Consider the following 25,822-nt stretch of genomic DNA (forward strand, 5'->3'; position numbering starts at 1 on the left):
ATTTGGCCTGAAAAAGAATATGCAATAAATAGGGTTAAAAAAATAGAAGATTATATTAAAGAACAAGAAGAAACTGAACTATAGGGGAGATAATATGACTTTCGAAGAAAAACAAAGTCAAATGTATAACGAGATTGCGAATGAGATTAGTGGGATGATACCAGTAGAATGGGAGCAAGTATTTACAATAGCTTATGTAACTGATCAAGCTGGAGAAGTCATTTTTAATTATACTAAACCAGGTAGTGATGAATTAAATTATTATTCAGACATACCTAAAGATTGCAATGTCTCAAAAGATATTTTTAAGAATTCATGGTTTAAAGTTTATCGAATGTTTGATGAGTTAAGAAATGCATTTAAAGAAGAAGGACTTGAACCATGGACATCATGTGAATTTGATTTTACAAGAGACGGTAAATTGAATGTATCTTTTGATTATATAGATTGGATAAATACAGAGTTTGATCAATTGGGCCGTGAAAATTATTATATGTACAAAAAGTTTGGGGTTATACCAGAAATGGAATATGAAATGGAAGAAATTCGAGAAGTAGAGAAGTATGTTAAAGAACAAGAGTAGCAAACATGTTATAGAAGGCTGTGCAAAATCACCCTCGTTTTACATTTGACTCAAAGAAGAAGGTAAACGATAAGATTACTTGCAACTTAAAAAGTCTATTAGCTTCTCGGTATACATACATCATATATAAATGAGTTTAACTAATTAATAAATCGCGATATAAATTTAAAATTGCCATTAATTGAAAGAGTTATTGTAGTGTAATTTATAAAGTTGATGCACGTTGACTTATTTTTTAAAACTTATATCAAAAAAATATGAGAAAAGTATATACTATTAAAATGTTTTTTACTATAATTATAAATAGTTAAATATTTGGTTGTGAAATAAATGTGTGGAAGGCAATTTTTAGAGATACATAGCAATGTATAGGCATCAAATAGTTATTGCATAATTTATTATGATGACATAATTTTCAGTAGTTATTTATTCCTTTAATTAGAATTTAATACTGAAATAGGTGTTTATATTAAGAAGACTTTAATATCATAATAAATCAAAATCTTGCGTCAAACATTTAAACGAATTTTAAGTTTATAACAATTGGTTAAACATTGTTCAAACATCACAATGATAAAGCATATTATCAGCTTTGTAGTGTGTGGAAAATGACAGCCATCTAAGGAGAAAAATGATGAAAAGAATATTGATAGTATTTTTAATGTTAGCAATTGTATTGGCAGGTTGTTCTAATAAAGGTGAAAAGTATCAAAAAGATATTGATAAAGTATACAAAGAACAGAAGCAAATGAATAAAGATGCCTCAAAAATACAAAACACTATTAAAACAGACATTAAACAAGAAGACAGTAATACACATGTTTATAAAGATGGTAAAGTCATTGTTATTGGTATTCAATTGTTTAAAGATCAAAAGAAAATGTATTATTTCGCTTATGACATTAAAGATGGTAAGGCAAAGATCAATAAAGAAATAGACCCAATTAAGTATATGAAAGACCATAAAGCAGATTTTGAAGATGAAAATGTAGAAGTGAAAAAAGATTAGCGCACGCTCTTTTTTAAGATTATAATTAGCTTCAAAATAACAATTGGTTAAACATTGTTCAAACATCACAATAAACACGATATAAATTTAAACATTTATATATAAGAACACAAACGTAAGTTTGTAAATAATAATAAAGGAGTAAGACAATGGAAAAATCGGTCAAAATAATGACAATAATAGGTATTTCAGTTCTAGGTTTAGCAACAGTATTTAATTTTCTGTTTATGGTTTTAGCAGCATCAGGTGTAATGACTACAGATATGTCAACAACAGTTGATGGTGAGGTTAATAGTTTGGATCCAGAAACAGCAGCAGCAGTTTATACTGTGCTTTTCTTATTCCTATTTATATTTGGAATCATTTCACTTATTTTAGGTACAATCGGTATGATTAAAGCATCTAAAAATAAAAAAATGAGTGGCATCTTATTAATTAGTGGAGCAGTAGTAAGTGGTAACATAATTACATTTGTTTTATGGTTAATCAGTGGAATTAAACTACTTACTAATAACAAGCCTAAAGATGAAATAAGTCAGCTATCATAATAATTCTGTAGTGAAATTTCAAACGTCCATCAATAATTATATTTCTGTTAGTTTTTTAGTAAATTAATCAATTAAATAAAATGCTCCCGTAGAAGTAGATGTTCAGTCAATAACTACTTTAATGGGAGCATTTTGTATTTGATAATGCTCATAGCATCGGACAAAAACCATTGACGAACTTAAAAAATACGTTAGCTAATGCACTTCTTAATATCAAGGCATCGACTAACGCATTGTTTAAATATAGTTAATTATTTTTATTAAATTGATGATGGTCATTCAAGTAAGCATAGAATAAACCTATAATGAGACCGCCTCCGATATAGTTACCGATAAAAGCGGCAGCAATGTTCGAAATAGCAGGTATGAAGTGCAATGTATCAACTTGATAAATTAATCCCCCCATAAATAAACAACTGTTGTAAACTACGTGTTCATAACCCATAAAGGCGAAAATGGTAACACCGAACATCATGACAAACATTTTGGCGAGTACATCGTCAATTTGCATTGCAATAACTAATGAAATGTTGATAAAGAAATTGGCGAATATCGCTTTCATTAATATACTTACAAACCCAGTAGACAAAGTTTTATGCTCTATTACTACTGATAATTGATTTAACATATCTGGCGTCATTACATTTGAAAAACGCATGAAACTAAATAAAATAGCAGCACCTAAAATATTTCCTGCAAAGCATAATAAAAATATTTTCAATACTCTAGTTGGTTTAATTACTTTATAATACAGCCCTACAGTAAAGTACATGAAGTTACTGGTTAGTAGTTCGGAGTTTGTAAATAAAATGAGTACTAACGCAAAGCTGAATGTAATGGCACTGGCCATATTCACTATACCTGGTGGTAAATCTGGTTCGTGTGTGGCTTTAACTGATAGCACGAAGACCGTAATAATACCGATAATAAATCCTGCCATCATAGCACGTAATAAATAACGTTTTAAATAAACGCTTTGTAATATATCTTTCGTTCTTATCGTTTCGACTACGTTATTTACCCAGTCGTCCCCATAAAAAATCTTATCCCATTTAATATGTTTCTCCTTCACAATGACATCCTCACTTTTCATTTGTTAATCAGAGTATACTATGAATCGCCTTATTTGTGAATAATTTCACAAAATCAATTTTTAAAACTAATATTTTTGAATAACAGCTAGGATTTTTTAACAAATCATTTATTTTAAAAAATTAATCTTCAGGTAGTATCAATGAATAAATACAGATTTTCATACAAAAAAGCCTAGTAATGATGTGTCGATCATTACTAGGAGATTATGCGTCTATTAAGTTGTCGCTTGTTTCGGACGGCGTATAACTACATCGATGATGAAACCTATGATAGCAAAAAGAATGAATGGTACGAGCCAAGCTAAATCGATATCTGCTAAAGGTAACATCATAAACCATTTCAAAATAACACCGTGTAATAAGTCGAAACTATTTAGTATTTGTAAAATTGAAATAATCAATGTAATAACAGTTGCAAGTCGGTATGCCCAACTAAATCGGAATTTGCTAAACATGTTAGCAAATGATATGAGTACTAGCGCAATGGATACCGGATATATTAATGTCAATAATGGTACGGCAATTTTTAAAATCATTTCTAAACCAAGTGTTGTAAATAAGAAGCCTATGATAGAGAAAATAAGTGCGAATATTTTATAAGAAAACTTAGGTACGTGTTTCTTAGTAAATGTTGCACAAGCATTGACGAGTCCTATACATGTTGTTAAACATGCAAGAATAACCGTCATTCCAAATACGAGGTTACCGAACGAACCAAATACTCGTAATGAATTGTACGTCAATATATCAGTACCATCTTTAAAGCTTCCTGGAGCTGTTGACGCACCTACATATGCCAACGAAAAGTAAATCATGCCAAGTAATATAGCTGCAATAAATCCTGAAAAGCAGACATATTTTAATATTTTCATGCGATCTGTGAGACCTTTAAATTTATAACCATTTACAATGACTACGGAAAAGGCTAACGCAGCAACAAGATCCATTGTAAAATAGCCTTCCAAACTTCCTGAAATGAAAGGATGTGTTATATATTTATCCTTAGGTGCACTTAGTGCAGATTCAGGGTTGAAAATGACTGCAATACTTAATAGTGCGACCATTAATAGTAATAACGGTGTTAATAATTTTCCTAAATTATCGACGATTTTTGATGGATTTAAACTAATCCAATAAACGATGGCAAAAAAGATTGCTGCGAATATAATTAAAGTCCATTGGTTGTGTACGGGTAAAATGTGTCTTGTACCAATTTCATATGCGACATTTGCGGCACGTGGAATACCGTAAAATGCTCCAATAGACATGTAAATGACGACAGCGAATATAAACCCGAACCATGGATGTATACGATTGCCTACACTTTCAACACCTTCATCATAAAATGCGACAACGATAACAGTAATAAAGGGTAGTAATATGCCTGTAAGGGCAAATCCTAGCATACCAATCCACATATTTTGCCCTGCTGTATGACCGAGCATGGGTGGGAATATTAAATTTCCGGCTCCAAAAAATAGTGAAAATAGCATGAGGCCTGAAATGATAACTTGTTTTTTCAATGTAATTTCCTTCCTAAAACTAGATATTCATAATTATTTAAAAAATCTGAAAAATAAAAACGTTCTTACTTTATCTTTAAATGACAATACTATGATTCTATTATTTTATAAAAAATATTGCAATAATAAAGCATTAAGAAAAAGCATAATAACAGTGTAAAGTGTCTGTTTTTTAATTAAATTATGCTGTGTTCAACCCTCTAAATATATGTTTGCATTCCTCAGAAATGAAAGTGTAAAATGAAAACAAGGCATTTAAGGGGGGGAAAGTATTATGAATGTAAGATTTCCAATTGGACAATTAAAGGTACCAGAAACAATTACATCAGCACATATAGAAAGATGGACGAATGAAATTAATGAGTATAGTTCACAACTTTCTAGTATTGTGAATTATTTGGATGAAGAAGAACTGAATAGAACTTATCGTGAAGGAGCATGGACTGTTAGGCAATTAGTACATCATATAGTTGATTCTCAGCTCAATTTATACTTACGATTAAAGTTAGCTTTAACTGATAAAGAGCCATATGTTTCAGAATTTAATCAAGAACAATGGGCGATACAATCAGATTATGATTTGCCTGTTCAAGTGTCAGTTGATTTACTTCGAAATTTAAATATGCGTGTTGTTTCTCTTATCAAAGAAATCTCGACTACACAATTCTCACGTGCATTTGAATTGCAAAATACAGGTCGTGTCACTGTTGGTGAAACAATAGCTAAGTTATCTTGGCATGAAAGACATCACCTTGCACACATCCAAATTGCATTGAATCAGTTTAATGAAGAATGCTAAACGATGGCTTATGCAAAATAATGAACTTACGGGTATGTAAATATGATTGTTAGTGTGAGAGGGACGTGGTATAGAAATAATAAAGAATCACTAATGATTTATTATGTAGTGGTTCTCACAGCTTAACAACAGTTAATGTGTACTTAAAAATAGGAGGGAGTGGGACAGAAATGATATTTTCGCAAAATTTATTTCGTCGTCCCACCCCAACTTGCATTGTTTGTAGAATTTCTTTTCGAAATTCTCTGTGTTGGGGACCCGCCAACTTGCATTGTCTGTTGAAATTGGGAATCCAATTTCTCTGTGTTGAGGCCCACACCCCAACTCGCATTGCCTGTAGAATTTCATTTCGAAATTCTCTTTGTTGGGGCCCACACCCCAACTCGCACATTATTGTAAGCTGACTTTTCGTCAGCTTCTGTGTTGGGGCCCCTGACTAGAATTGGACAAAACTTGTTACAAGCACATTTTCAATCAGTCAATTACTGTTAATATATCATTATAGTCTGTGACGTTGATTTGTGTCCCAGGCTCTACTCGATTATATGAAATGTTCACATATTTGTTAGCTTTTAAAGAAATAATATTAAATATCTTTGCATAGTATAGCAATATCAAATAAATGCATTTATAATTTTAACTGTATTTTAATATTAATTATGAGGTGATAGGATGAATAAAATTTCAAAGTATATTGCAATAGCATCGCTATCAGTAGCGGTTACAGTTTCAGCACCACAAACAACAAATTCTACGGCTATTGCTAAAAGTTCTGCTGAAGTTCAACAAACGCAACAAGCTTCTATACCGGCATCACAAAAGGTGAATCTTGGTAATCAGAATATTATGGCAGTATCTTGGTATCAAAATTCAGCTGAAGCAAAAGCACTATATTTACAAGGGTATAACAGTGCAAAGACTCAGTTAGATAAAGAGATTAAAAAGAATAAAGGTAAACATAAGTTAGCTATTGCTTTGGATTTAGATGAAACAGTTTTAGATAATTCTCCATATCAAGGCTATGCATCAATACATAATAAAGCTTTCCCAGAAGGTTGGCATGAATGGGTACAAGCTGCTAAAGCTAAACCTGTCTATGGCGCAAAAGAATTCTTGAAATATGCTGACAAAAAAGGTGTCGATATCTACTATATTTCTGATAGAGATAAAGAAAAAGATTTAAAGGCAACACAAAAGAACTTAAAACAACAAGGTATCCCTCAAGCTAAGAAGAGTCATATTTTACTAAAAGGTAAAGATGATAAGAGTAAAGAATCACGCAGACAAATGGTTCAAAAGAATCATAAACTTGTCATGCTATTTGGAGATAATTTATTAGATTTTACAGATCCAAAAGAAGCCACAGCTGAATCTCGTGAAGCATTAATTGAAAAACATAAAGACGATTTTGGTAAGAAATACATTATTTTCCCTAACCCAATGTATGGTAGTTGGGAAGCTACAATTTATAACAATAACTATAAAGCAAGTGACAAAGCGAAAGATAAATTACGTAAAAATTCTATTAAACAATTCGATCCTAAAACAGGAGAAGTTAAATAAGTTACGAATTGGACGTCTACATGTACTTAAAGGTATATGTAGGCGTTTTTAAATTTAAATGTACCGTACAAAAACAATAGGCAATTAATTGCATTTTCCATAAATTTGCTTTTAATATAAAAAGTTCGGGTATAATGGAAGGTAAGTATATATAACATTAAATAGGGCAACATGATGTACGTGCATCTAAGAATATAAACAATGTTTAAATCATGGTAGTAGGGAGAGGAATGCATGTTTTTAGCTTGGAATGAAATACGGCGTAACAAATTGAAGTTTGGACTGATTATTGGAGTGTTGGCAATGATTAGTTACTTACTATTTTTATTGTCTGGATTAGCGAATGGCCTTATCAATATGAATAAAGAAGGCATTGATAAGTGGCATGCGGATGCCATTGTTCTAAATAAAGATGCTAACCAAACTGTGCAACAATCTATTTTTAATAAGAAAGATATTGAAAATAAATACAAGAAACAAGCTACGTTGAAGCAAACAGGGGAAATTGTGTCTAATGGCCATCAAAAAGACAATGTTTTAGTGTTCGGTGTTGAAAAGTCATCATTTTTAGTTCCGAGTTTAATAGAAGGGCATAAAGCGACTAAAGATAATGAAGTGTTAGCTGATGAAACACTTAAAAATAAAGGATTTAATATAGGTGACACATTAACACTATCTCAATCAGATGAAAAATTGCATATCGTAGGTTTTACAGAGAGCGCAAAATATAATGCGTCACCAGTCATTTTCACGAATGACGCTACCATTGCCAAAATCAATCCTAGATTGACTGGAGATAAAATCAATGCAGTTGTTGTACGTGATACAAATTGGAAAGACAAAAAATTAAACCAAAAGCTTGAAGCAGTAAGTATTAATGACTTTATTGAAAATTTACCAGGTTATAAACCGCAGAACTTAACATTAAACTTTATGATTTCATTCTTGTTTGTCATTTCAGCTACAGTAATAGGTATATTCTTATATGTCATGACATTACAAAAAACGAGTTTATTTGGCATATTAAAGGCTCAAGGATTTACGAATGGTTATTTAGCGAACGTAGTTATTTCGCAGACGCTCATATTAGCATTATTCGGTACGACAATTGGCTTACTATTAACAGGCGTTACAGGTGCATTTTTACCTGATGCAGTACCCGTCAAATTCGATGTACTAACATTGCTTATATTTGCAGTTGTGTTAATGATTGTCTCTGTATTAGGAAGTTTATTCTCCATTTTAACAATTAAAAAAATAGATCCGTTAAAGGCGATTGGGTAGGAGGTGTAGCAAATGTTGAAATTTGAAAATGTAACAAAGTCATTTAAAGATGGTAATCGTACGATTGAAGCGGTTAAAGATACAAATTTTGAGATAAATAAAGGAGATATTATAGCACTTGTTGGACCTTCTGGCTCTGGTAAAAGTACATTTCTAACTATGGCAGGTGCTTTACAAACGCCGACATCTGGGCACATATTAATCAATAACCAAGATATTACGACAATGAAGCAAAAAGCATTGTCAAAAGTAAGAATGTCTGAGATAGGTTTTATTTTACAAGCTACAAATCTTGTGCCATTTTTAACGGTAAAGCAACAATTTACCTTATTGAAAAAGAAAAATAAGAATGTTATGTCTAATGAAGACTATCAGCAACTTATGTCACAATTAGGGCTAACGTCATTGCTTAATAAATTGCCATCAGAGATTTCAGGTGGTCAGAAACAACGTGTTGCAATTGCGAAAGCATTGTATACAAATCCATCTATTATTTTAGCGGATGAACCTACCGCAGCGTTAGATACTGAAAATGCGATTGAAGTCATTAAAATTTTACGTGACCAAGCAAAACAAAGAGAAAAAGCATGTATTATCGTTACACATGATGAACGACTTAAAGCATATTGTGACCGTTCGTATCATATGAAAGACGGCGTTCTTAATCTCGAGGAAGAAATAGCAGAATAGTTTTTATACCGGCATACTATGTGTCGGTATTTTTATGTTTATGTATTATTTGAATAAACTTTCACATTCAATTGATAATAATTATTATCGAAAATTAGAAATATTCCGTGAAATATAATATTTTTTGTAGTAAAATGGCCTCTAAGTATTCAATATTTAAATATGGGGATTGAATATAAAATTATCGAAATGGGGGGCAATGGTTATGGATTTATTAATAGGTACATTATTTTTATTTTTGGTCTTAGTGATTTTTACATTATTTACATATAAAGCACCTAATGGTATGCGCGCCATGGGAGCATTAGCAAATGCAGCAATCGCAACATTTTTAGTGGAAGCATTTAATAAATATGTTGGTGGTGAAGTGTTTGGAATTAAGTTTTTAGAAGAGTTAGGGGATGCTGCGGGAGGTCTTGGTGGTGTCGCTGCCGCTGGATTAACAGCATTGGCTATCGGTGTATCACCAGTATATGCATTAGTTATAGCAGCCGCGTGCGGTGGTATGGATTTATTACCAGGTTTCTTTGCGGGTTATATGATTGGATATGTGATGAAATATACAGAGAAATATGTGCCGGATGGTGTAGACTTAATTGGATCGATTGTCATCTTAGCGCCATTAGCTCGTCTTATTGCAGCATTATTAACGCCAGTAGTGAATAGTACATTGATTCGAATTGGTGATATTATCCAAAGTAGTACGAATACGAATCCAATTATCATGGGTATCATTTTAGGTGGTATTATTACGGTTGTCGGCACGGCGCCATTGAGTTCAATGGCATTGACAGCATTATTAGGTTTAACTGGTGTGCCTATGGCTATTGGTGCCATGGCAGCATTTAGTTCAGCATTTATGAATGGGACGTTATTCCATCGCTTAAAATTAGGTGATCGAAAGTCTACAATTGCAGTAAGTATTGAACCTTTATCACAAGCAGATATTGTATCAGCGAATCCAATTCCAATCTATATTACAAATTTCTTTGGTGGTGCGATTGCTGGTTTGATTATTGCTATGTCAGGTTTAATTAACGATGCGACAGGTACAGCTACACCGATTGCAGGATTTTTAGTTATGTTTGGATTTAATCATCCTACGACAATTGTGATTTATGGTGTAGTAATGGCGGTTGTAGGTGCGCTTGCAGGTTATCTTGGTTCAATCGTATTTAAAAAATATCCAATTGTTACTAAGCAAGACATGATTAATCGAGGTGCAGTAGACGCATAACATCATCATATTGAATAGTAAAAACAAATAAAACATAGTAACGTGATTCAGTCGATGTAACAGTCGATAATGGGTCACGTTTTTTTATAGAAAATTTAAGACATAAAAATGTCATAATTTAAAGTCGACAAATATCACTCTGTATAAACATTTATCATTTTCTTAAGTGCCTTTTACGTTATGGAATGAACTTACTTTTTACGAAATTATGCGCATTTTATAAACAAATATCATTGGCATACCGCTAAATGTAAGCGTTTACAAAATAAATAACTGCATGCTACGATATTTTTGTAAATTCACTGATTCAAGTATTTTAAGTCAATATGAGGAGGGATGTTATGAGCGATTCTGAGAAAGAGATTTTAAAAAGGATTAAAGATAATCCATTTATTTCACAACGTGAACTTGCTGAGGCAATTGGTCTATCTAGACCCAGCGTAGCAAACATTATTTCAGGATTAATACAAAAGGAATATGTTATGGGAAAAGCATATGTCTTAAATGAAGATTATCCTATTGTTTGTATTGGTGCAGCGAATGTAGATCGTAAGTTTTATGTGCATAAAGATTTGGTTGCAGAAACATCAAATCCTGTAACGTCAACACGCTCAATTGGTGGCGTAGCAAGAAATATTGCTGAGAACTTAGGTAGGCTTGGCGAAACGGTCGCTTTTTTATCTACTAGTGGACAAGATAGTGAATGGGAAATGATTAAACGATTGTCCACACCATTTATGAATTTGGATCATGTTCAACAATTTGAAAATGCGAGTACAGGTTCATATACAGCTTTAATTAGTAAAGAAGGCGACATGACATATGGCTTAGCAGATATGGAAGTGTTTGACTACATAACACCTGAATTTTTAATTAAACGTTCACACTTATTGAAAAAGGCAAAGTGTATTATTGTCGATTTGAATTTAGGCAAAGAGGCATTAAATTTCTTATGTGCCTATACCACGAAACATCAAATCAAATTAGTTATTACCACGGTTTCTTCCCCAAAAATGAAAAATATGCCTGATTCACTATATGCTATTGATTGGATTATCACGAATAAAGATGAAACAGAAACATACTTAAATTTAAAAATAGAATCTACTGATGATTTAAAAATAGCTGCTAAACGCTGGAATGATTTAGGTGTTGAAAATATTATTGTGACAAATGGCGTGAAAGAACTCATTTATCGAAGTGGTGAGGAAGAAATCATCAAGTCAGTTATGCCATCAAATAGTGTGAAAGATGTTACAGGTGCAGGTGATTCATTCTGTGCTGCAGTAGTGTATAGCTGGTTAAATGGGATGACTACTGAAGATATATTAATTGCTGGCATGGTTAACGCAAAGAAAACGATAGAAACGAAATATACAGTTAGGCAAAACCTAGATCAACAGCAACTTTATCACGATATGGAGGATTATAAAAATGGCAAATTTACAAAAGTATATTGAGTATTCTCGAGAAGTTCAGCAAGCACGGGAGAACAATCAACCGATTGTAGCATTAGAATCAACAATTATTTCGCATGGTATGCCGTACCCACAAAATGTTGAAATGGCAACAACAGTAGAGCAAATTATCAGGAATAATGGTGCCATTCCAGCAACCATAGCAATTATAGATGGCAAAATTAAAATTGGTTTAGAAAGTGAAGACTTAGAAATACTTGCAACTAGTAAAGACGTTGCTAAAGTGTCTAGACGGGATTTAGCAGAAGTTGTTGCGATGAAACGCATTGGTGCTACTACTGTAGCGACGACGATGATATGTGCTGCAATGGCTGGTATTCAATTTTTTGTTACTGGAGGTATTGGGGGAGTACATAAAGGTGCAGAACATACGATGGACATTTCAGCAGACTTAGAAGAATTGTCTAAAACAAATGTCACTGTTATCTGTGCAGGTGCCAAATCAATTTTAGACTTACCTAAGACGATGGAGTATTTAGAAACAAAAGGCGTTCCAGTTATTGGATATCAAACGAATGAATTGCCAGCATTCTTCACTCGCGAAAGCGGTGTTAAGTTAACAAGTTCGGTTGAAACGCCGGAACGACTTGCTGACATTCATTTAACCAAACAGCAGTTAAATCTTGAAGGTGGCATTGTTGTTGCTAATCCAATTCCATATGAGCATGCCTTATCAAAAGCATATATTGAGGCAATCATAAATGAAGCTGTTGTTGAATCGGAAAATCAAGGTATTAAAGGTAAGGATTCCACACCGTTCTTGTTAGGGAAAATTGTAGAAAAAACGAATGGTAAAAGTTTAGCAGCAAATATAAAACTCGTTGAAAATAATGCGGCGTTGGGGGCTAAAATTGCTGTCGCTGTTAATAAATTATTGTAGGTGATGATACATGTCTATTTTATTCGCTATCACAGGGATAGCATTTGCACTATTTGTTGCGTTTTTATTCAGTTTTGATCGTAAAAACATAGACTTCAAAAAGACGTTAATAATGATATTTATTCAAGTGTTGATTGTGTTATTTATGATGAACACAACGATTGGTTTAACAATCTTAACTGCATTAGGTTCATTTTTTGAAGGGTTAATAAATGTTAGTAAAGCAGGTATAAACTTTGTTTTTGGAGATATACAAAATAAAAATGGCTTTACGTTCTTTTTAAATGTGTTGCTGCCATTAGTTTTCATTTCTGTATTAATAGGCATTTTTAATTATATTAAGGTATTACCATTTATTATCAAATATGTAGGTATTGCTATTAATAAAATAACTAGGATGGGGCGCTTAGAAAGTTATTTTGCTATTTCGACAGCGATGTTTGGACAGCCAGAAGTGTATTTAACTATAAAAGACATTATTCCAAAGTTGTCTAAAGCAAAATTATATACAATTGCGACATCTGGTATGAGTGCTGTTAGCATGGCAATGTTGGGTTCATATATGCAAATGATTGAACCTAAGTTCGTAGTTACAGCAGTAATGTTAAATATTTTCAGTGCGCTTATCATCGCCAGTGTAATCAATCCCTATAAATCTGATGATACTGATGTTGAAATTGATAACTTAACAAAATCCACAGAAACTAAAACATTGAATGGAAACACAGGAAAACCTAAGAAAGTTGCCTTTTTCCAAATGATTGGTGATAGTGCGATGGATGGGTTTAAAATCGCTGTTGTAGTAGCCGTAATGTTGTTAGCATTTATTTCATTAATGGAAGCGATTAATATCATGTTTGGTAGTGTTGGTTTGAACTTTAAACAACTTATTGGCTATGTGTTTGCACCAATCGCATTCTTAATGGGGATTCCATGGAGCGAAGCTGTTCCAGCTGGATCTTTAATGGCGACTAAATTAATTACAAATGAGTTTGTAGCAATGCTTGATTTTAAAAATGTCCTTGGTGATGTATCAGCTCGAACACAAGGTATCATTTCAGTTTACTTAGTAAGTTTCGCTAATTTTGGTACGGTTGGTATCATCGTAGGTTCAATTAAAGGCATTAGTAATAAACAAGGAGAAAAAGTTGCATCCTTTGCAATGAGGTTGCTACTTGGTTCAACTCTAGCTTCAATCATTTCAGGATCAATCATTGGCTTAGTATTGTAATTTAATCGAAGTAGTGAAATATAGAAACGTGATTCAGATGACATAACAGTCGGAACTGAATCACGTATTGCATAACAAAATCAAACCCCCATCACCAAGGTGGCACAATAGTGCATGATACCTTACTGATGGGGGTTTCCAACTAACATTACTTTTTCGTAGCCGTTTTTGAAATGTATGTTGATGGTTTATCTTTTTCAAATATTGTTAATCCCGTAATATCTTTTTTATGTTTTGAAGGGGCGATAAAGCTAAGTACATAAGCAAAGACAAAGGCAACAGTAAATGAAATGGTTGATACATAGAAAGGTGAGTTACCTTTACCGACGCCATTATACACGTACGCAAAGATGATACCTAAAATTAATCCACAAATGACACCGAATGTATTTGTGCGTTTTGTAAAAATACCGACAGCGAATACACCTGCTAATGGAACGCCGAATAACCCAGTAACAAACAAGAATAAGTCCCATAAGTCATTTGAATTTGACGCAATTAAGTATAAGGACATACCAAAACCAAATATACCTGCAATAATGATGACCAAACGAGCAAAGTTAACTTCATGTCGCTCGCTACCTTTACCAAAGAAGCGTTGTTTAATATCGATTGAAATACAAGCAGATATAGAATTTAAGCTAGATGAAATGGTAGACTGTGCAGCAGCGAAAATAGCTGCAATGAGTAATCCTGCTACAAATGGTGGCATCTCAGTTAAAATGAAATATGGCACTACAGATGATGTATTGAAGCCTTTTGGTAAAACAGCTTCATGTGCATAAAATGAGTACAACATTGTACCCATACCATAAAACAACGGTGCTGAGATTAATGCAAGGATACCATTTGTCCATAATGATTTATTGGTTTCTTTTAAGCTATCAGAAGCTTGGTATCTTTGTACGACATCTTGACTCGCAGTATATTGATACAAGTTATTAAAAATATTTCCAAGGAAAATAATGGGTATGGCAGCTGCTGCAGTATTTAGTTTCCAATTGTCAGCACTAATTAATTTTTTGTGTTCAATTGCATCTGCAAGAACAGTACCGAATCCACCTTTAATGTGCATAATACCTAAAATGATAATTACTAAAGCGCCACCTAATAATATGACACCTTGAATGAAATCACTCCATACAACACCTTCGAATCCACCTAAAAATGTATATAAAATACAAAGTAAACCAACAAGTGATGCAACAATGTAAGGATTCATATCTGATACAGATGTGATTGCTAATGTTGGTAAGTAGATAACGATTGCAACACGTCCTAAATGGTAAACGACAAATAACAATGAGCCAATAACACGTATGCTAGGACTGAATCTAGCTTCTAAATATTCATATGCAGATGTTACCTTTAACTTTTTAAAGAATGGAACATAGAAATAAATTAGTAATGGAATAATTGCTACGATAGCGATGTTACCTGCAATATATGACCAATCTGTTAAAAATGCTTTCTCTGGTGTAGACATAAACGTAATTGCACTTAAAGTAGTTGCATAAATTGAAAAACCAACTACCCAAGATGGCAAGCGACCACTTGCGGTAAAGAAACTATTCGTACTTTGACTAGCGCGTTTAGTAAAATAAACGCCAATGAATAACATAGCTAGTAGATAAATGATAACGGCAACCCAGTTTAGTGTGCCAAATCCAACTTCTTTCATGGGCAACATCCCCTTTACAATGTATTGATTCTTTGATGTCTATAAATCGTATTTTGCAATGAGTTGATCTAATGTTTGTCGATGTGTTTCGTTAAAAGGTTTGAAAGGACGTTTCGGTAATCCTGCATCAATGCCACGGTGACGTAATATTTCTTTCAATGTTGGATAAATCCCCATTGATAAAACTGTTTCGATAATGTCATTTGAATCATGTTGTAGTTGATAAGCTTCTTGAATTTGACCTTGTCGTGCTAAGTCGAAGATTTGTCTAGCACGGCGACCATTAACGTTATATGTAGAACCAATTGCGCCATCTACACCAGAAATCGTAGCTTGAACTAACATTTCATCAAAGCCAGATAAGATTAATTTGTCTGGGAATGCTTTTCTAATACGTTCGAGTAGGAAGAAGTTCGGTGCTGTATATTTAACACCAACAATTTTTTCGTGATTAAATAGCTCACTGAATTGTTCAATAGAAATATTCACACCTGTTAAATCTGGTATCGCATAAATAATCATATTGTTCTGTGTTGCTTCGATAATATCGAAATAGTAATCTCTAATTTCTTCAAAAGTAAATGGATAGTAGAATGGTGTTACGGCAGAAAGTGCATCGTAACCGAGTTCTGTGGCGTATTTTCCAAGTTCAATGGCTTCATTTAAATCTAACGAACCTACTTGAGCAATCAATTTGACCTTGTCTCCAACTGCCTCTTTGGCAATCTTGAAAACTTGTTTCTTCTGCTCTGTATTTAATAAAAAGTTTTCGCCTGAGCTTCCATTTACATAAAGTCCATCTAATTTTTCAGTTTCAATGGCATTTTGAGCAATTTGTTTTAATCCTTGTTTATTTACTTGACCATTTTCATCAAAAGGAACGAGTAACGCTGCATATAAACCTTTTAAATCTTTGTTCATTATGAAGTCCCTCCAAAAATCATGTGATAATATAGTTTACAGCTATAATTGTAAACGCTATCATAAAATGTAACAATATCTTTTTGAAAATTGTAGTCATATTTATGTATAATTGATGAAAATGTTTTTCAAAATCGATAGAAATGGAGTGAGTAAGGTGTATTATATAGCAATCGATATTGGAGGCACTCAAATTAAATCGGCAGTTATTGACAAGCAAATGAATATGTTTGACTATCAACAAATGCCAACGCCGAACAATAAAAGTGAGCTTATTACTGACAAAGTATATGAGATTGTAACGCGATATATGGAGAAATATCATTTAATCCAACCGGTCATAGGTATTTCGTCAGCAGGTGTTGTCGATGAACAAAAAGGGGAAATTGTGTATGCCGGACCAACCATTCCAAATTATAAAGGGACAAATTTTAAACAATTATTAAAATCACTGTCACCATATGTCAAAGTAAGAAATGATGTCAATGCAGCATTATTAGGAGAATTAAAATTGCATCAATATCAAGCAGAACGTATTTTTTGTATGACACTTGGAACGGGCATTGGTGGTGCGTACAAAAATAATCAAGGACATATAGATAATGGTGAACTTCATAAAGCAAATGAAATAGGGTATTTATTGTATCGTCTAACAGAAGGCACAACATTTGAACAACGTGCTGCAACGAGTGCATTGAAAAAGCGCATGATAGAAGGAGGGTTTACGAGAAGTAAGCATGTACCTGTTTTATTTGAAGCTGCTGACGAAGGTGATGATGTTGCTAAGCGTATTTTGAATGAATGGGCAGATGATGTAGCTGAAGGTATTGCTCAAATACAAATCATGTATGATCCTGGCCTTATTTTAATTGGTGGAGGTATATCTGAACAAGGAGATAATCTCATTAAATATATCGAGCCGAAAGTTGCACACTATCTACCAATAGATTATAAATATGCACCGATTCAAACGACTAAGAGTAAAAATGACGCAGCATTATATGGCTGTTTGCAATGAGGGTTTAAGGCAGGAGTCATTCGAAAATAGAATTTGAAACTGTGACGAGAGATGAGAGCTGTTATTAGTTCCACAGATAATGCTATATCTAGGACCAATATAAACTATATCAACCAACAGCGTACAACGGATATATTAAACTGAAGAGGATGGGACGTAGAGATCTTAGAAAATGTAAAAGGTATTTAGTATTGAAATTAAAAAAGCACCTAGCAACTCGTTGGGACAATCACGATGATTGTCTACAGTTGCAGGTGGGCAGACACGTATTATTACTTATTTGTTGTCTAGGATAATAGATTTAGTATGTTGATAAGTATGACTCAGATTCTTATTTTCTAATAAATGGTAACTCACGATATCGATTAAAAAGAGCGTTGCAATTTGCGTGTTGATAAATTGATGATCGGTATTGCGAGACTGATCAGTTGTTAAAAGTACTAAATCAGCACAGTCCGTCAGTTTACTACCTTCGAAATTGGTAATGGCTACAACATAAGCACCGTGAGCTTTGGCGACTTCCGCTGCTGAAATTAATTCCGAAGTATTACCGCTATTTGACATAGCGATAAACATATCTGACTTCGATAATAGAGAGGCTGATATTTTCATTAAGTGTGAGTCAGTAGTCACATTACCTTTGAGTCCCATACGAATCATACGATAATAAAATTCTGTTGCTGATAATCCTGAGCTTCCTAATCCAGCAAATAGAATTTGGCGACTTGATTGGAGCTTATTGATAAAGGTTTGAATTATATCATTATCAATAAACTCACCTGTTTGTTGAATAATTTGTTGATGATATTTATGAATCTTTTGTATGATTGGACTATTTTCAATTGCGGTATCTGTCAGTTCTTTTTGTATATTAAATTTTAAATCTTGAAAATTTTCGTAGTCCAATTTATGGCTGAAACGTGTCATTGTAGCTGGTGACGTACCTATAGCGTGTGCTAAAGAATTGATGGTTGAAAAAGCATCACTATATCCCTGTTGTCGGATATAATTAACGATTCGTTTGTCTGTTTTAGTAAATAAATGTTGATAACGTTGAACACGATTCTCAAATTTCATTGTGTCACCCCTTCATCTTAATGATTACTATTATATATGAAAAATATTTTCAAGATAGTAAAAAGCATTGATAAAAATTATCTTAATGATATATTGTAAATGACTTTACGTGAAAAAACGACTTATGGAGTGAGGAATAATGTTACCACATGGATTAATAGTATCTTGTCAGGCACTACCAGATGAACCATTGCATTCATCTTTTATTATGTCGAAAATGGCATTAGCTGCGTATGAAGGTGGAGCTGTTGGTATTCGCGCAAATACTAAGGAAGACATTTTAGCAATTAAAGAAACGGTAGATTTACCAGTTATTGGTATCGTGAAACGTGATTATGACGGATCAGATGTTTTCATTACAGCAACGTCAAAAGAAGTAGACGAATTGATAGAAAGCCAATGTGAAGTCATTGCATTGGATGCAACGCTACAGCAACGTCCGAAAGAAACGTTAGACGAATTAGTGACATATATTAGAACACACGCACCTAACGTTGAAATCATGGCTGATATCGCGACCGTTGAAGAAGCTAAAAATGCGGCACGACTTGGCTTTGATTATATTGGCACGACGTTACATGGTTATACGAGTTATACGAAAGGAGAATTACTTTATCAAAATGACTTCCAATTTCTAAAAGATGTACTTCAAAGTGTTGATGCAAAAGTCATTGCGGAAGGTAATGTGATTACACCGGATATGTATAAACGCGTGATGGACTTAGGCGTTCATTGTTCAGTCGTTGGTGGTGCGATTACACGACCAAAAGAAATTACGAAACGTTTTGTTCAAGTGATGGAAGATTAAATGATAGCTATAAAAAACGAGATGACCATCATCATTTAAAAGTACCTAATCATCTTAGGTGGCCCAATAAATGGGATGGATTCATCTCGTTTATTAAATTGCGACAATGTTTTTATTTTATTTTAAATTATCCAAAAATGATTAAAGCGATTGGAATTGTGATTAATAGCGACAATGCCACGCGTAGAAACCAAATAATGATAAGTTTCCAGACAGGTATTTTAATTTCAGTTGCTAATATACACGGCACTAATGCCGAGAAAAAGATAATTGCTGATACGCTTACAACACCGACAACAAATTTAGTACTCATTGCAGCTTTAGTTACTAACAAAGATGGTAAAAACATTTCTACAATAGAAATCGCTGACGCTTTTGCAAGTGCTGCCTGATCAGCAATTGGGAAAATATAAATAAATGGATAGAATATATAGCCAAGCCAATCAATGAAAGGTGTATAGTTAGCTACAATCAGTCCTAAAAAACCAATCGATAATATAGAAGGTAAAATACCAACAGTCATTTCTAGACCATCTTTCAAATTATCCCAGACATTCTTCAATAGAGATGGTGTTAATGCATTTTGTTTCATCGCCTCTGCATATGCAGTTTTCAGTCTGCTTCCTTCAATAGCAACTTCTTGTTCTCCTTCTTGTCCATTATAATATTCTGTTGATTCATTGGTGATTGGTGGTAGCCATGCAGTAATTGCAGTCACGACAAATGTGATGACTAAAGTTATCCAAAAGTATAAATTCCAATGCGACATTAATCCTAAAGTTTTAGCAACAATAATCATAAAAGTTGCTGATACTGTTGAGAAACCAGTTGCGATAATGGTTGCTTCTCTTTTGTTATACATACCTTGCTTATATACGCGATTAGTAATCAATAAGCCTAAGGAATAACTGCCAACAAATGAAGCAACTGCATCAATTGCTGACTTACCAGGTGTTTTAAATATAGGTCGCATAATAGGCTCCATATAAACACCGACAAACTCAAGTAAGCCATAGCCTACCAATAAAGAAAGTGCAATTGCACCAACTGGAATTAAGATACTTAATGGCATCATTAATTTTTCAAACAAAAATGGACCATAGTCAGCCTTGAACAGAATTGACGGACCAATCTTAAATACATACATTATACCGATAACTGCACCTGCGACTTTAAATAATGTAATGATTAAATTGGTGATTGAAGTCATAAACGTACGTCTAACTATTGGTAACGCTGTCCCAATTAAAATCATAATCAGTGCAACATAGGGCATGAGCGGACCTAACAATGAACGAATGGCAAGATGTACATGATCCACTAATATTGTATTGTTTTTACTGATAGTAAAAGGTACAAAAAAGCAAAGTATACCAATCAAGCTATAGACATAAAAACGCCACGCACTTGGTTGTTGTGCATTTAAACGTTGATTATTCATTAAAACACTCCCTTTGTTTAAGTGAATATAAAAGATATGTGATGCAGTTGCCCCATATATAAATCAATATTTTAATTTAGAAAAATCTGAAAACTTATTTTAATTGTATAGTTTGACGCATTTACCGACCAATACAAATTAACTAATTATATATAACTTAAAACTATATTGAATTATAAAAAGCGAAGGATATTTAATTGTTGAATAGGCTTTAACAGTACAAAAAAGAAAGAATTATAAATTTTATAAAAAGATGACTTGGAAGAATATAGTGAAATTACAAGAACATATTATTAACTTTTTATTAATTTTGTAATATGAATTAAAAACAAATATATGTCATGTTATATTGAAGATGCAGTTGTTTTTCATTCTCAATAGGGGGTCTAAAAAATACTTTTGAGGTGATTATATGATAAGAGAACAAGAGAGAAGAAAGTATAGTATCAGAAAGTATTCTATTGGTGTGGTGTCAGTACTAGCAGCAACAGTGTTTGTTGTATCAACACATGATGCAAAAGCCTCTGAAAAAACACCGACGTCTGATGCAGTGGCACAAAAAGAAACACTAAATCAACCGGGAGAACATAGGGATATTCAAAGATTACAGAAAGATGAACTGTTATCAAAGCAATTAAACAATGCGCTTCAATCATCCAAGCAACACCCAACAAAAGACGATAAAACGAATGAATCACAAAATAATAACAAAGCAACACAAAATTCTGAACAACAAAATGTCGAACAGTTATCTAAAGCTAATTCGAATAAAAATACTGGGAATCAAGATACTATTAAACAAAATGATATGCGTGTAGAACAGAATAATTCAAAATCAAATGCAGATGTGAAAGAAGTTGATAAATCACAACCATCTGTTCCTACACAAAACGTATTACCAAATCATAATAAAGCAACACCAACTTCAATTACACCCCCGTCTAATGATAAAACTGCACCTAAATCAACAAAAGCACAAGATGCAACCACGGACAAACATCCAAATCAACAAGATACACATCAACCAGCGCATCAAATCGTAGATGCAAAGCAAGATGATAATGTTCGCCAAAGTGAACAGAAACCGCAAGTTGACGATTTAAGTAAACATATCGATAAACAAAATCCCCCTGAGAAACCGACAGATAAAAATACGGATAATCAACAACTAATCAAAGATGCGCTCCAAGCACCTAAAGCACGTTCGACAAATCATGTTGCAGTAGCAGATGCTAAGAAGATACATCCAATTAAAGCAAATCAAGTTCAACCACTCAACAAATATCCAGTTGTTTTTGTACATGGATTTTTAGGATTGGTAGGCGATAATGCGCCTGCTTTATATCCAAATTATTGGGGTGGGAATAAGTTTAAGGTTATCGAAGAATTAAGAAAGCAAGGTTATAACGTACATCAAGCAAGTGTAGGAGCTTTTAGTAGTAACCATGATCGTGCTGTAGAACTTTATTATTATATTAAAGGGGGACGCGTTGATTATGGCGCAGCTCATGCCGCGAAATATGGACACGAACGCTATGGCAAAACATATAAAGGCATTATGCCGGACTGGGAACCGGGTAAAAAGGTACATCTTGTAGGACATAGTATGGGTGGGCAAACGATTCGTTTAATGGAACAATTTTTGAGGAATGGTAACCAAGAAGAAATTGACTATCAGAAAGCACATGGTGGAGAAATATCACCATTATTTGTTGGAGGCAAAAATAATATGGTTGCATCAATTACAACACTAGGTACGCCACATAATGGTTCGCAAGCGGCAGATAAATTCGGAAATACAGAAACTGTTAGAAAAATTATGTATGCATTAAATCGAATTGCGGGTAATAAATATTCAAATATAGATTTAGGACTGACGCAATGGGGGTTCAAACAGCAACCAAATGAAAGTTATATTGACTATATAAAACGAGTAGGTAACAGTAAAATTTGGACATCAACTGATAATGCTGCGTATGATTTAACGTTAGATGGATCTGCCAAATTGAATAACATGACAAGTATGAACCCGAATATAGCCTACACGACTTATACTGGTGTATCATCACATACTGGACCTTTAGGCTATGAAAATCCTGATTTAGGTACATTTTTCTTAATGGATACAACTAGTAGAATCATTGGACATGATGCAAGAGAAGAATGGCGCAAAAATGATGGTGTAGTACCAGTAATTTCATCATTACATCCATCCAATCAGCCATTTGTTAATGTCACGAATGATGAACCTGCAACACGAAGAGGTATTTGGCAAGTTAAACCTATTTTACAAGGTTGGGACCATGTCGACTTTATTGGAATAGATTTCCTAGACTTCAAACGTAAAGGTGCAGAGCTCTCCAACTTCTATACTGGTATTATTAATGACTTGTTGCGTGTTGAAGCAACTGAAGGTAAAGATACACAATTGAAAGCCGGTTAAATATCAAACTATATATACAAAGGAAAGAGTGATTTTAGTATTTTGAAAATATAGCATGACTAATTTAACAGTATAGTATTAATTATGAAAAGGTTTAAGCAGAATAAAGCGCCTGTCTCATTAGTGAAAGCTAAAGGGACGGGCGTTTTAAATGGAGATAAATTGTATTGATAATAGTGTTTGTCGGATTGCCGTTTGTTATGATGACATAGTGGATTTTTGATAAGTGAATAAATCTTAGTTTGTTGTTATAGCATTTAAGAAATCCACAACTTTACGATAAATAGTGATTGCTTCGTCATTAGGTCTACGATCAAAATCATGTTCGTTTTTATTCACGCGTTCAAATGTTGAATGTGGAACATGATTCATGATATGTTCGCTTTCCTCAACGGGAACATCATAATCGCCATTACAATGCGCAACGAAAACAGGTGGAAGTGTTTTAAGTTCATTTGGTGAGATGTTGTATTTTGAATCGGTATAATCAGAAATATTAATCATATTTATCCATTTACCTGTGCCACGTGCATAAACGTAGATTAAAAAACGTTGTGCGATTTGATCTTGAACAACCGGTGTTGGTGAAGTGAGTTGTGCAATCATTGTTTCGTTTACGCTTTGAGCTATTTTTGTGTAATAACTATTAGTTGTTTTAAAAGGTTCAGTGTTGATGCGACTATAACCATAAAAATCAATAACACCATCAATATCTCTGTCTCGTGCAATTAATAGACTTAAATATGCACCTGATGATCTGCCAAAGGTAAAAATAGGGCAATTAGAATATTGTGATTGAATCGCATCGAATGATGCGTAGACATCCTCAATAATGCAATCGAGACTTACTTCTGGTAATAAACGATAACTTAGTTGAATTAAATCGTAATGTTCCGTAAGGATATCGATATACTGTGGGGATAAATCGTTAGCTTTACCGAACATTAATCCACCACCGTGGATGTAGACAATAGCGCCTTTTGTTGGTTGATTTTTTGCTTTTATAATTGTGTAAGGTAATGCAAATGCATCTTTAGTAATTACTTTATTTTTAATTTCAGTCACGATGTAATAGACTCCTTATTTTTGAAATTGATGTCATTATAACACTGTCTTAAATTTCCATGAAAAATAGTCTTAAGACGATGAGTCATTATAATTTTGTTCCAATTGACGTAAAGCGTCACGGGTATGCTTCTTTAGACCTTCCCCATAATCCATCATTTTAACAATATCTTTAAAAGCAGCACGCGGAATAGCTAAACTTTCTAAATCTTCCATAGAAAATCCAAGATTGATATCATATGGTCGCTGTTCAGCAAGTTTATGCACAAAGTCAGGTTCTGTGACAAAAGGCGAAGACATGCCGACCATATCTGCATGTTGTAAAGCATCTAAAGCAGACTCTGGAGAATTAATCCCGCCACTTGCAATTAAAGGGATGCGACCAGCTAAATGTTCATAGACAATTTGGTTAACTGGCCGACCGAAATGTTCGCCTGGTGTACGCGACGTATTTTGATAAATATGTCGACCCCAGCTAGCGATTGCTAAATATTGGATGTTTGAAACGTCCATGACCCAATCGATTAATTGATTGAACTCGTCAATGGTATATCCTAAATCACTACCTCTGGTTTCTTCTGGCGTTGCTCGAAATCCTAAAATAAAATTGTCAGGTGCTTCTTTATCAATCACTTCTTGTACCGCACGCATAACTTCTAAACATAATCTTGCACGATTTCTTAATGAGTCGGTACCGTAATGGTCTGTACGTTTATTCGAAAAAGTTGAGAAAAATGTTTGAATCAGCAAACGTTGTGCAATTGAAATTTCTACACCATCGAATCCAGCTTTAATTGCGCGTAATGTAGCATCACTATATTGCTGAATAATTTCATTAATTTTACTTTGTGACATAGCTATGACTTCATGTTGAATTGGTGAATGCAAGGTCATCGGACTTGGTCCATATACCTTTCCATAATTTAAAATTGCCTGATTTGAAAAACGACCAGCATGCGCTAGTTGAATAATAGCGAGGTTACCATGTTGTTTCATTGTAGTTGCCAAATCAGTTAATCCAGGGGTACAAGCATTGTGATCGATATTAAAGCCGTATTCAAACAATTGACCATAAGGTTCAATATAGGCAGCGCCTGTGACTTGCATGCCAGCTGAATTTGAACGACGTGCAGCATAAGCCAAGTCTGCTTTTGTAATATAGCCTTCTTTTGTTGATGCGTTTACGGTCATTGGTGATAATACAAAGCGATTCGCAATTTTGATGCCATTAGGTAAGTGGATTGATTGTAAAAGTGGTTTGTATCGGTACATGCTATTATTCCTTTTCTATTCAATATTGATTTCAAAGTACCATGGAAAGCTTGAATAATCAATGATGAACAGTCTTGATAGAATAGAATTGGCACAGGGAAAGCATTTTTAAAATTAAAATTGAATTAATGTATGACATTTGTAGTTCTGAAAATGTGAATCTGAAAATGAAAAATT

23 protein-coding genes are annotated in these 25,822 nt (G+C 33.6%); 14 read left to right on the forward strand and 9 right to left on the reverse strand.

From position 1 onward, the window contains the following. Positions 1-94: 94 nt before the first annotated feature. The 3 genes from CD116_RS04985 to CD116_RS04995 all read left to right on the forward strand — a co-directional run bounded on the left by CD116_RS04985 (position 95) and on the right by CD116_RS04995 (position 2,140). Positions 95-583, forward strand: coding sequence for an antitoxin YezG family protein (locus tag CD116_RS04985; protein WP_047529275.1), 489 nt, complete (start codon positions 95-97; stop codon positions 581-583). A gap of 634 nt (positions 584-1,217) precedes the next feature. Then, a complete protein-coding gene (locus CD116_RS04990; protein WP_047529277.1) occupies positions 1,218-1,592 on the forward strand; it encodes a DUF4467 domain-containing protein in 375 nt (124 codons plus the stop codon). 149 nt (positions 1,593-1,741) lie between these two features. Beyond that, positions 1,742-2,140 (forward strand): DUF4064 domain-containing protein, encoded by a 399-nt coding sequence (locus CD116_RS04995; protein ID WP_047424000.1) that lies wholly within the window; start codon positions 1,742-1,744, stop codon positions 2,138-2,140. Between the two features lie 247 nt (positions 2,141-2,387). On the opposite strand, the gene CD116_RS05000 is transcribed toward CD116_RS04995, so the two are convergent. Together CD116_RS05000 and brnQ2 are read right to left on the reverse strand one after the other, a co-directional pair. Continuing rightward, positions 2,388-3,212 (reverse strand): formate/nitrite transporter family protein, encoded by an 825-nt coding sequence (locus tag CD116_RS05000; RefSeq protein WP_047423998.1) that lies wholly within the window; start codon positions 3,210-3,212, stop codon positions 2,388-2,390. A 237-nt stretch (positions 3,213-3,449) separates the two neighbouring features. Continuing rightward, entirely contained in the window at positions 3,450-4,757 is a 1,308-nt protein-coding gene (gene brnQ2 / locus CD116_RS05005; protein ID WP_047548740.1) for a branched-chain amino acid transport system II carrier protein BrnQ2, read from the reverse strand. A 274-nt stretch (positions 4,758-5,031) separates the two neighbouring features. Between brnQ2 and CD116_RS05015 the strand changes: the two genes are divergently transcribed. From CD116_RS05015 to CD116_RS05040, 4 genes are all read left to right on the forward strand, one after another. After that, the gene (locus tag CD116_RS05015; RefSeq protein WP_047529283.1) at positions 5,032-5,556 is read left to right on the forward strand and encodes a YfiT family bacillithiol transferase; all 525 of its coding nucleotides are present in this window, start codon (positions 5,032-5,034) and stop codon (positions 5,554-5,556) included. Between the two features lie 672 nt (positions 5,557-6,228). After that, complete coding sequence (locus tag CD116_RS05025) at positions 6,229-7,119, forward strand: 5'-nucleotidase, lipoprotein e(P4) family (protein ID WP_047548735.1); 891 nt, start codon at positions 6,229-6,231, stop codon at positions 7,117-7,119. 234 nt (positions 7,120-7,353) lie between these two features. Further along, positions 7,354-8,403 carry an ABC transporter permease gene (locus tag CD116_RS05035; RefSeq protein WP_047548732.1) on the forward strand — a complete coding sequence of 350 codons (1,050 nt, stop codon included), beginning with the start codon at positions 7,354-7,356 and terminating at the stop codon, positions 8,401-8,403. A 12-nt stretch (positions 8,404-8,415) separates the two neighbouring features. Next, positions 8,416-9,093, forward strand: coding sequence for an ABC transporter ATP-binding protein (locus tag CD116_RS05040; RefSeq protein WP_047529288.1), 678 nt, complete (start codon positions 8,416-8,418; stop codon positions 9,091-9,093). Between the two features lie 156 nt (positions 9,094-9,249). Here the strand turns inward: CD116_RS05040 and CD116_RS13850 are convergent, their stop codons facing one another. Beyond that, on the reverse strand, positions 9,250-9,390 hold the full coding sequence (locus tag CD116_RS13850; RefSeq protein ID WP_078101673.1) for a hypothetical protein: 141 nt from the start codon (positions 9,388-9,390) through the stop codon (positions 9,250-9,252). Between CD116_RS13850 and CD116_RS05050 the strand changes: the two genes are divergently transcribed. From CD116_RS05050 to CD116_RS05065, 4 genes are all read left to right on the forward strand, one after another. Continuing rightward, positions 9,341-10,330: a PTS sugar transporter subunit IIC gene (locus tag CD116_RS05050; RefSeq protein ID WP_224757347.1), complete on the forward strand. Its 990-nt coding sequence runs from the start codon at positions 9,341-9,343 to the stop codon at positions 10,328-10,330. The genes CD116_RS13850 and CD116_RS05050 overlap by 50 nt on opposite strands. Before the next feature lie 341 nt (positions 10,331-10,671). Beyond that, a complete protein-coding gene (locus tag CD116_RS05055) occupies positions 10,672-11,790 on the forward strand; it encodes a carbohydrate kinase (RefSeq protein ID WP_047548728.1) in 1,119 nt (372 codons plus the stop codon). Beyond that, positions 11,765-12,688, forward strand: a complete 924-nt coding sequence (locus CD116_RS05060) for a pseudouridine-5'-phosphate glycosidase (protein ID WP_047529293.1) — start codon at positions 11,765-11,767, stop codon at positions 12,686-12,688. Before CD116_RS05055 ends, CD116_RS05060 begins: the two co-directional genes overlap by 26 nt. Before the next feature lie 10 nt (positions 12,689-12,698). Then, a complete protein-coding gene (locus tag CD116_RS05065; protein WP_047529295.1) occupies positions 12,699-13,919 on the forward strand; it encodes a NupC/NupG family nucleoside CNT transporter in 1,221 nt (406 codons plus the stop codon). Positions 13,920-14,067: 148 nt separating this feature from the next. Here the strand turns inward: CD116_RS05065 and CD116_RS05070 are convergent, their stop codons facing one another. Together CD116_RS05070 and CD116_RS05075 are read right to left on the reverse strand one after the other, a co-directional pair. Beyond that, a complete protein-coding gene (locus CD116_RS05070; protein ID WP_047529298.1) occupies positions 14,068-15,600 on the reverse strand; it encodes a sodium:solute symporter family protein in 1,533 nt (510 codons plus the stop codon). A gap of 39 nt (positions 15,601-15,639) precedes the next feature. Continuing rightward, a complete protein-coding gene (locus CD116_RS05075) occupies positions 15,640-16,521 on the reverse strand; it encodes an N-acetylneuraminate lyase (RefSeq protein WP_047529300.1) in 882 nt (293 codons plus the stop codon). 157 nt (positions 16,522-16,678) lie between these two features. On the opposite strand from CD116_RS05075, the gene CD116_RS05080 reads away from it, so the two are divergent. Further along, a complete protein-coding gene (locus CD116_RS05080; protein ID WP_047529302.1) occupies positions 16,679-17,539 on the forward strand; it encodes an ROK family protein in 861 nt (286 codons plus the stop codon). A gap of 276 nt (positions 17,540-17,815) precedes the next feature. Here CD116_RS05080 and rpiRa read toward each other — a convergent pair whose 3' ends face one another. Beyond that, complete coding sequence (gene rpiRa / locus CD116_RS05085) at positions 17,816-18,616, reverse strand: pentose phosphate pathway transcriptional regulator RpiRA (RefSeq protein ID WP_047529304.1); 801 nt, start codon at positions 18,614-18,616, stop codon at positions 17,816-17,818. Between the two features lie 139 nt (positions 18,617-18,755). Here rpiRa and CD116_RS05090 point away from each other — a divergent pair, with 139 nt between their 5' ends. Further along, on the forward strand, positions 18,756-19,424 hold the full coding sequence (locus tag CD116_RS05090; protein ID WP_047529305.1) for an N-acetylmannosamine-6-phosphate 2-epimerase: 669 nt from the start codon (positions 18,756-18,758) through the stop codon (positions 19,422-19,424). 127 nt (positions 19,425-19,551) lie between these two features. Here the strand turns inward: CD116_RS05090 and CD116_RS05095 are convergent, their stop codons facing one another. Next, positions 19,552-20,865, reverse strand: a complete 1,314-nt coding sequence (locus CD116_RS05095) for a YjiH family protein (RefSeq protein WP_047529307.1) — start codon at positions 20,863-20,865, stop codon at positions 19,552-19,554. A gap of 412 nt (positions 20,866-21,277) precedes the next feature. On the opposite strand from CD116_RS05095, the gene lip reads away from it, so the two are divergent. Further along, entirely contained in the window at positions 21,278-23,308 is a 2,031-nt protein-coding gene (gene lip, locus CD116_RS05100; RefSeq protein ID WP_047529309.1) for a YSIRK-targeted triacylglycerol lipase, read from the forward strand. Between the two features lie 237 nt (positions 23,309-23,545). Here lip and CD116_RS05105 read toward each other — a convergent pair whose 3' ends face one another. Both CD116_RS05105 and CD116_RS05110 read right to left on the reverse strand, forming a co-directional pair. Then, complete coding sequence (locus CD116_RS05105; RefSeq protein WP_047529311.1) at positions 23,546-24,373, reverse strand: alpha/beta hydrolase; 828 nt, start codon at positions 24,371-24,373, stop codon at positions 23,546-23,548. A 72-nt stretch (positions 24,374-24,445) separates the two neighbouring features. Then, positions 24,446-25,645 carry an NADH-dependent flavin oxidoreductase gene (locus CD116_RS05110; protein ID WP_047529313.1) on the reverse strand — a complete coding sequence of 400 codons (1,200 nt, stop codon included), beginning with the start codon at positions 25,643-25,645 and terminating at the stop codon, positions 24,446-24,448. Between the last annotated feature and the right edge of the window lie 177 nt (positions 25,646-25,822).

It is taken from the genome of Staphylococcus schweitzeri, from assembly GCF_002902405.1.
Lineage (GTDB): Bacteria > Bacillota > Bacilli > Staphylococcales > Staphylococcaceae > Staphylococcus > Staphylococcus schweitzeri.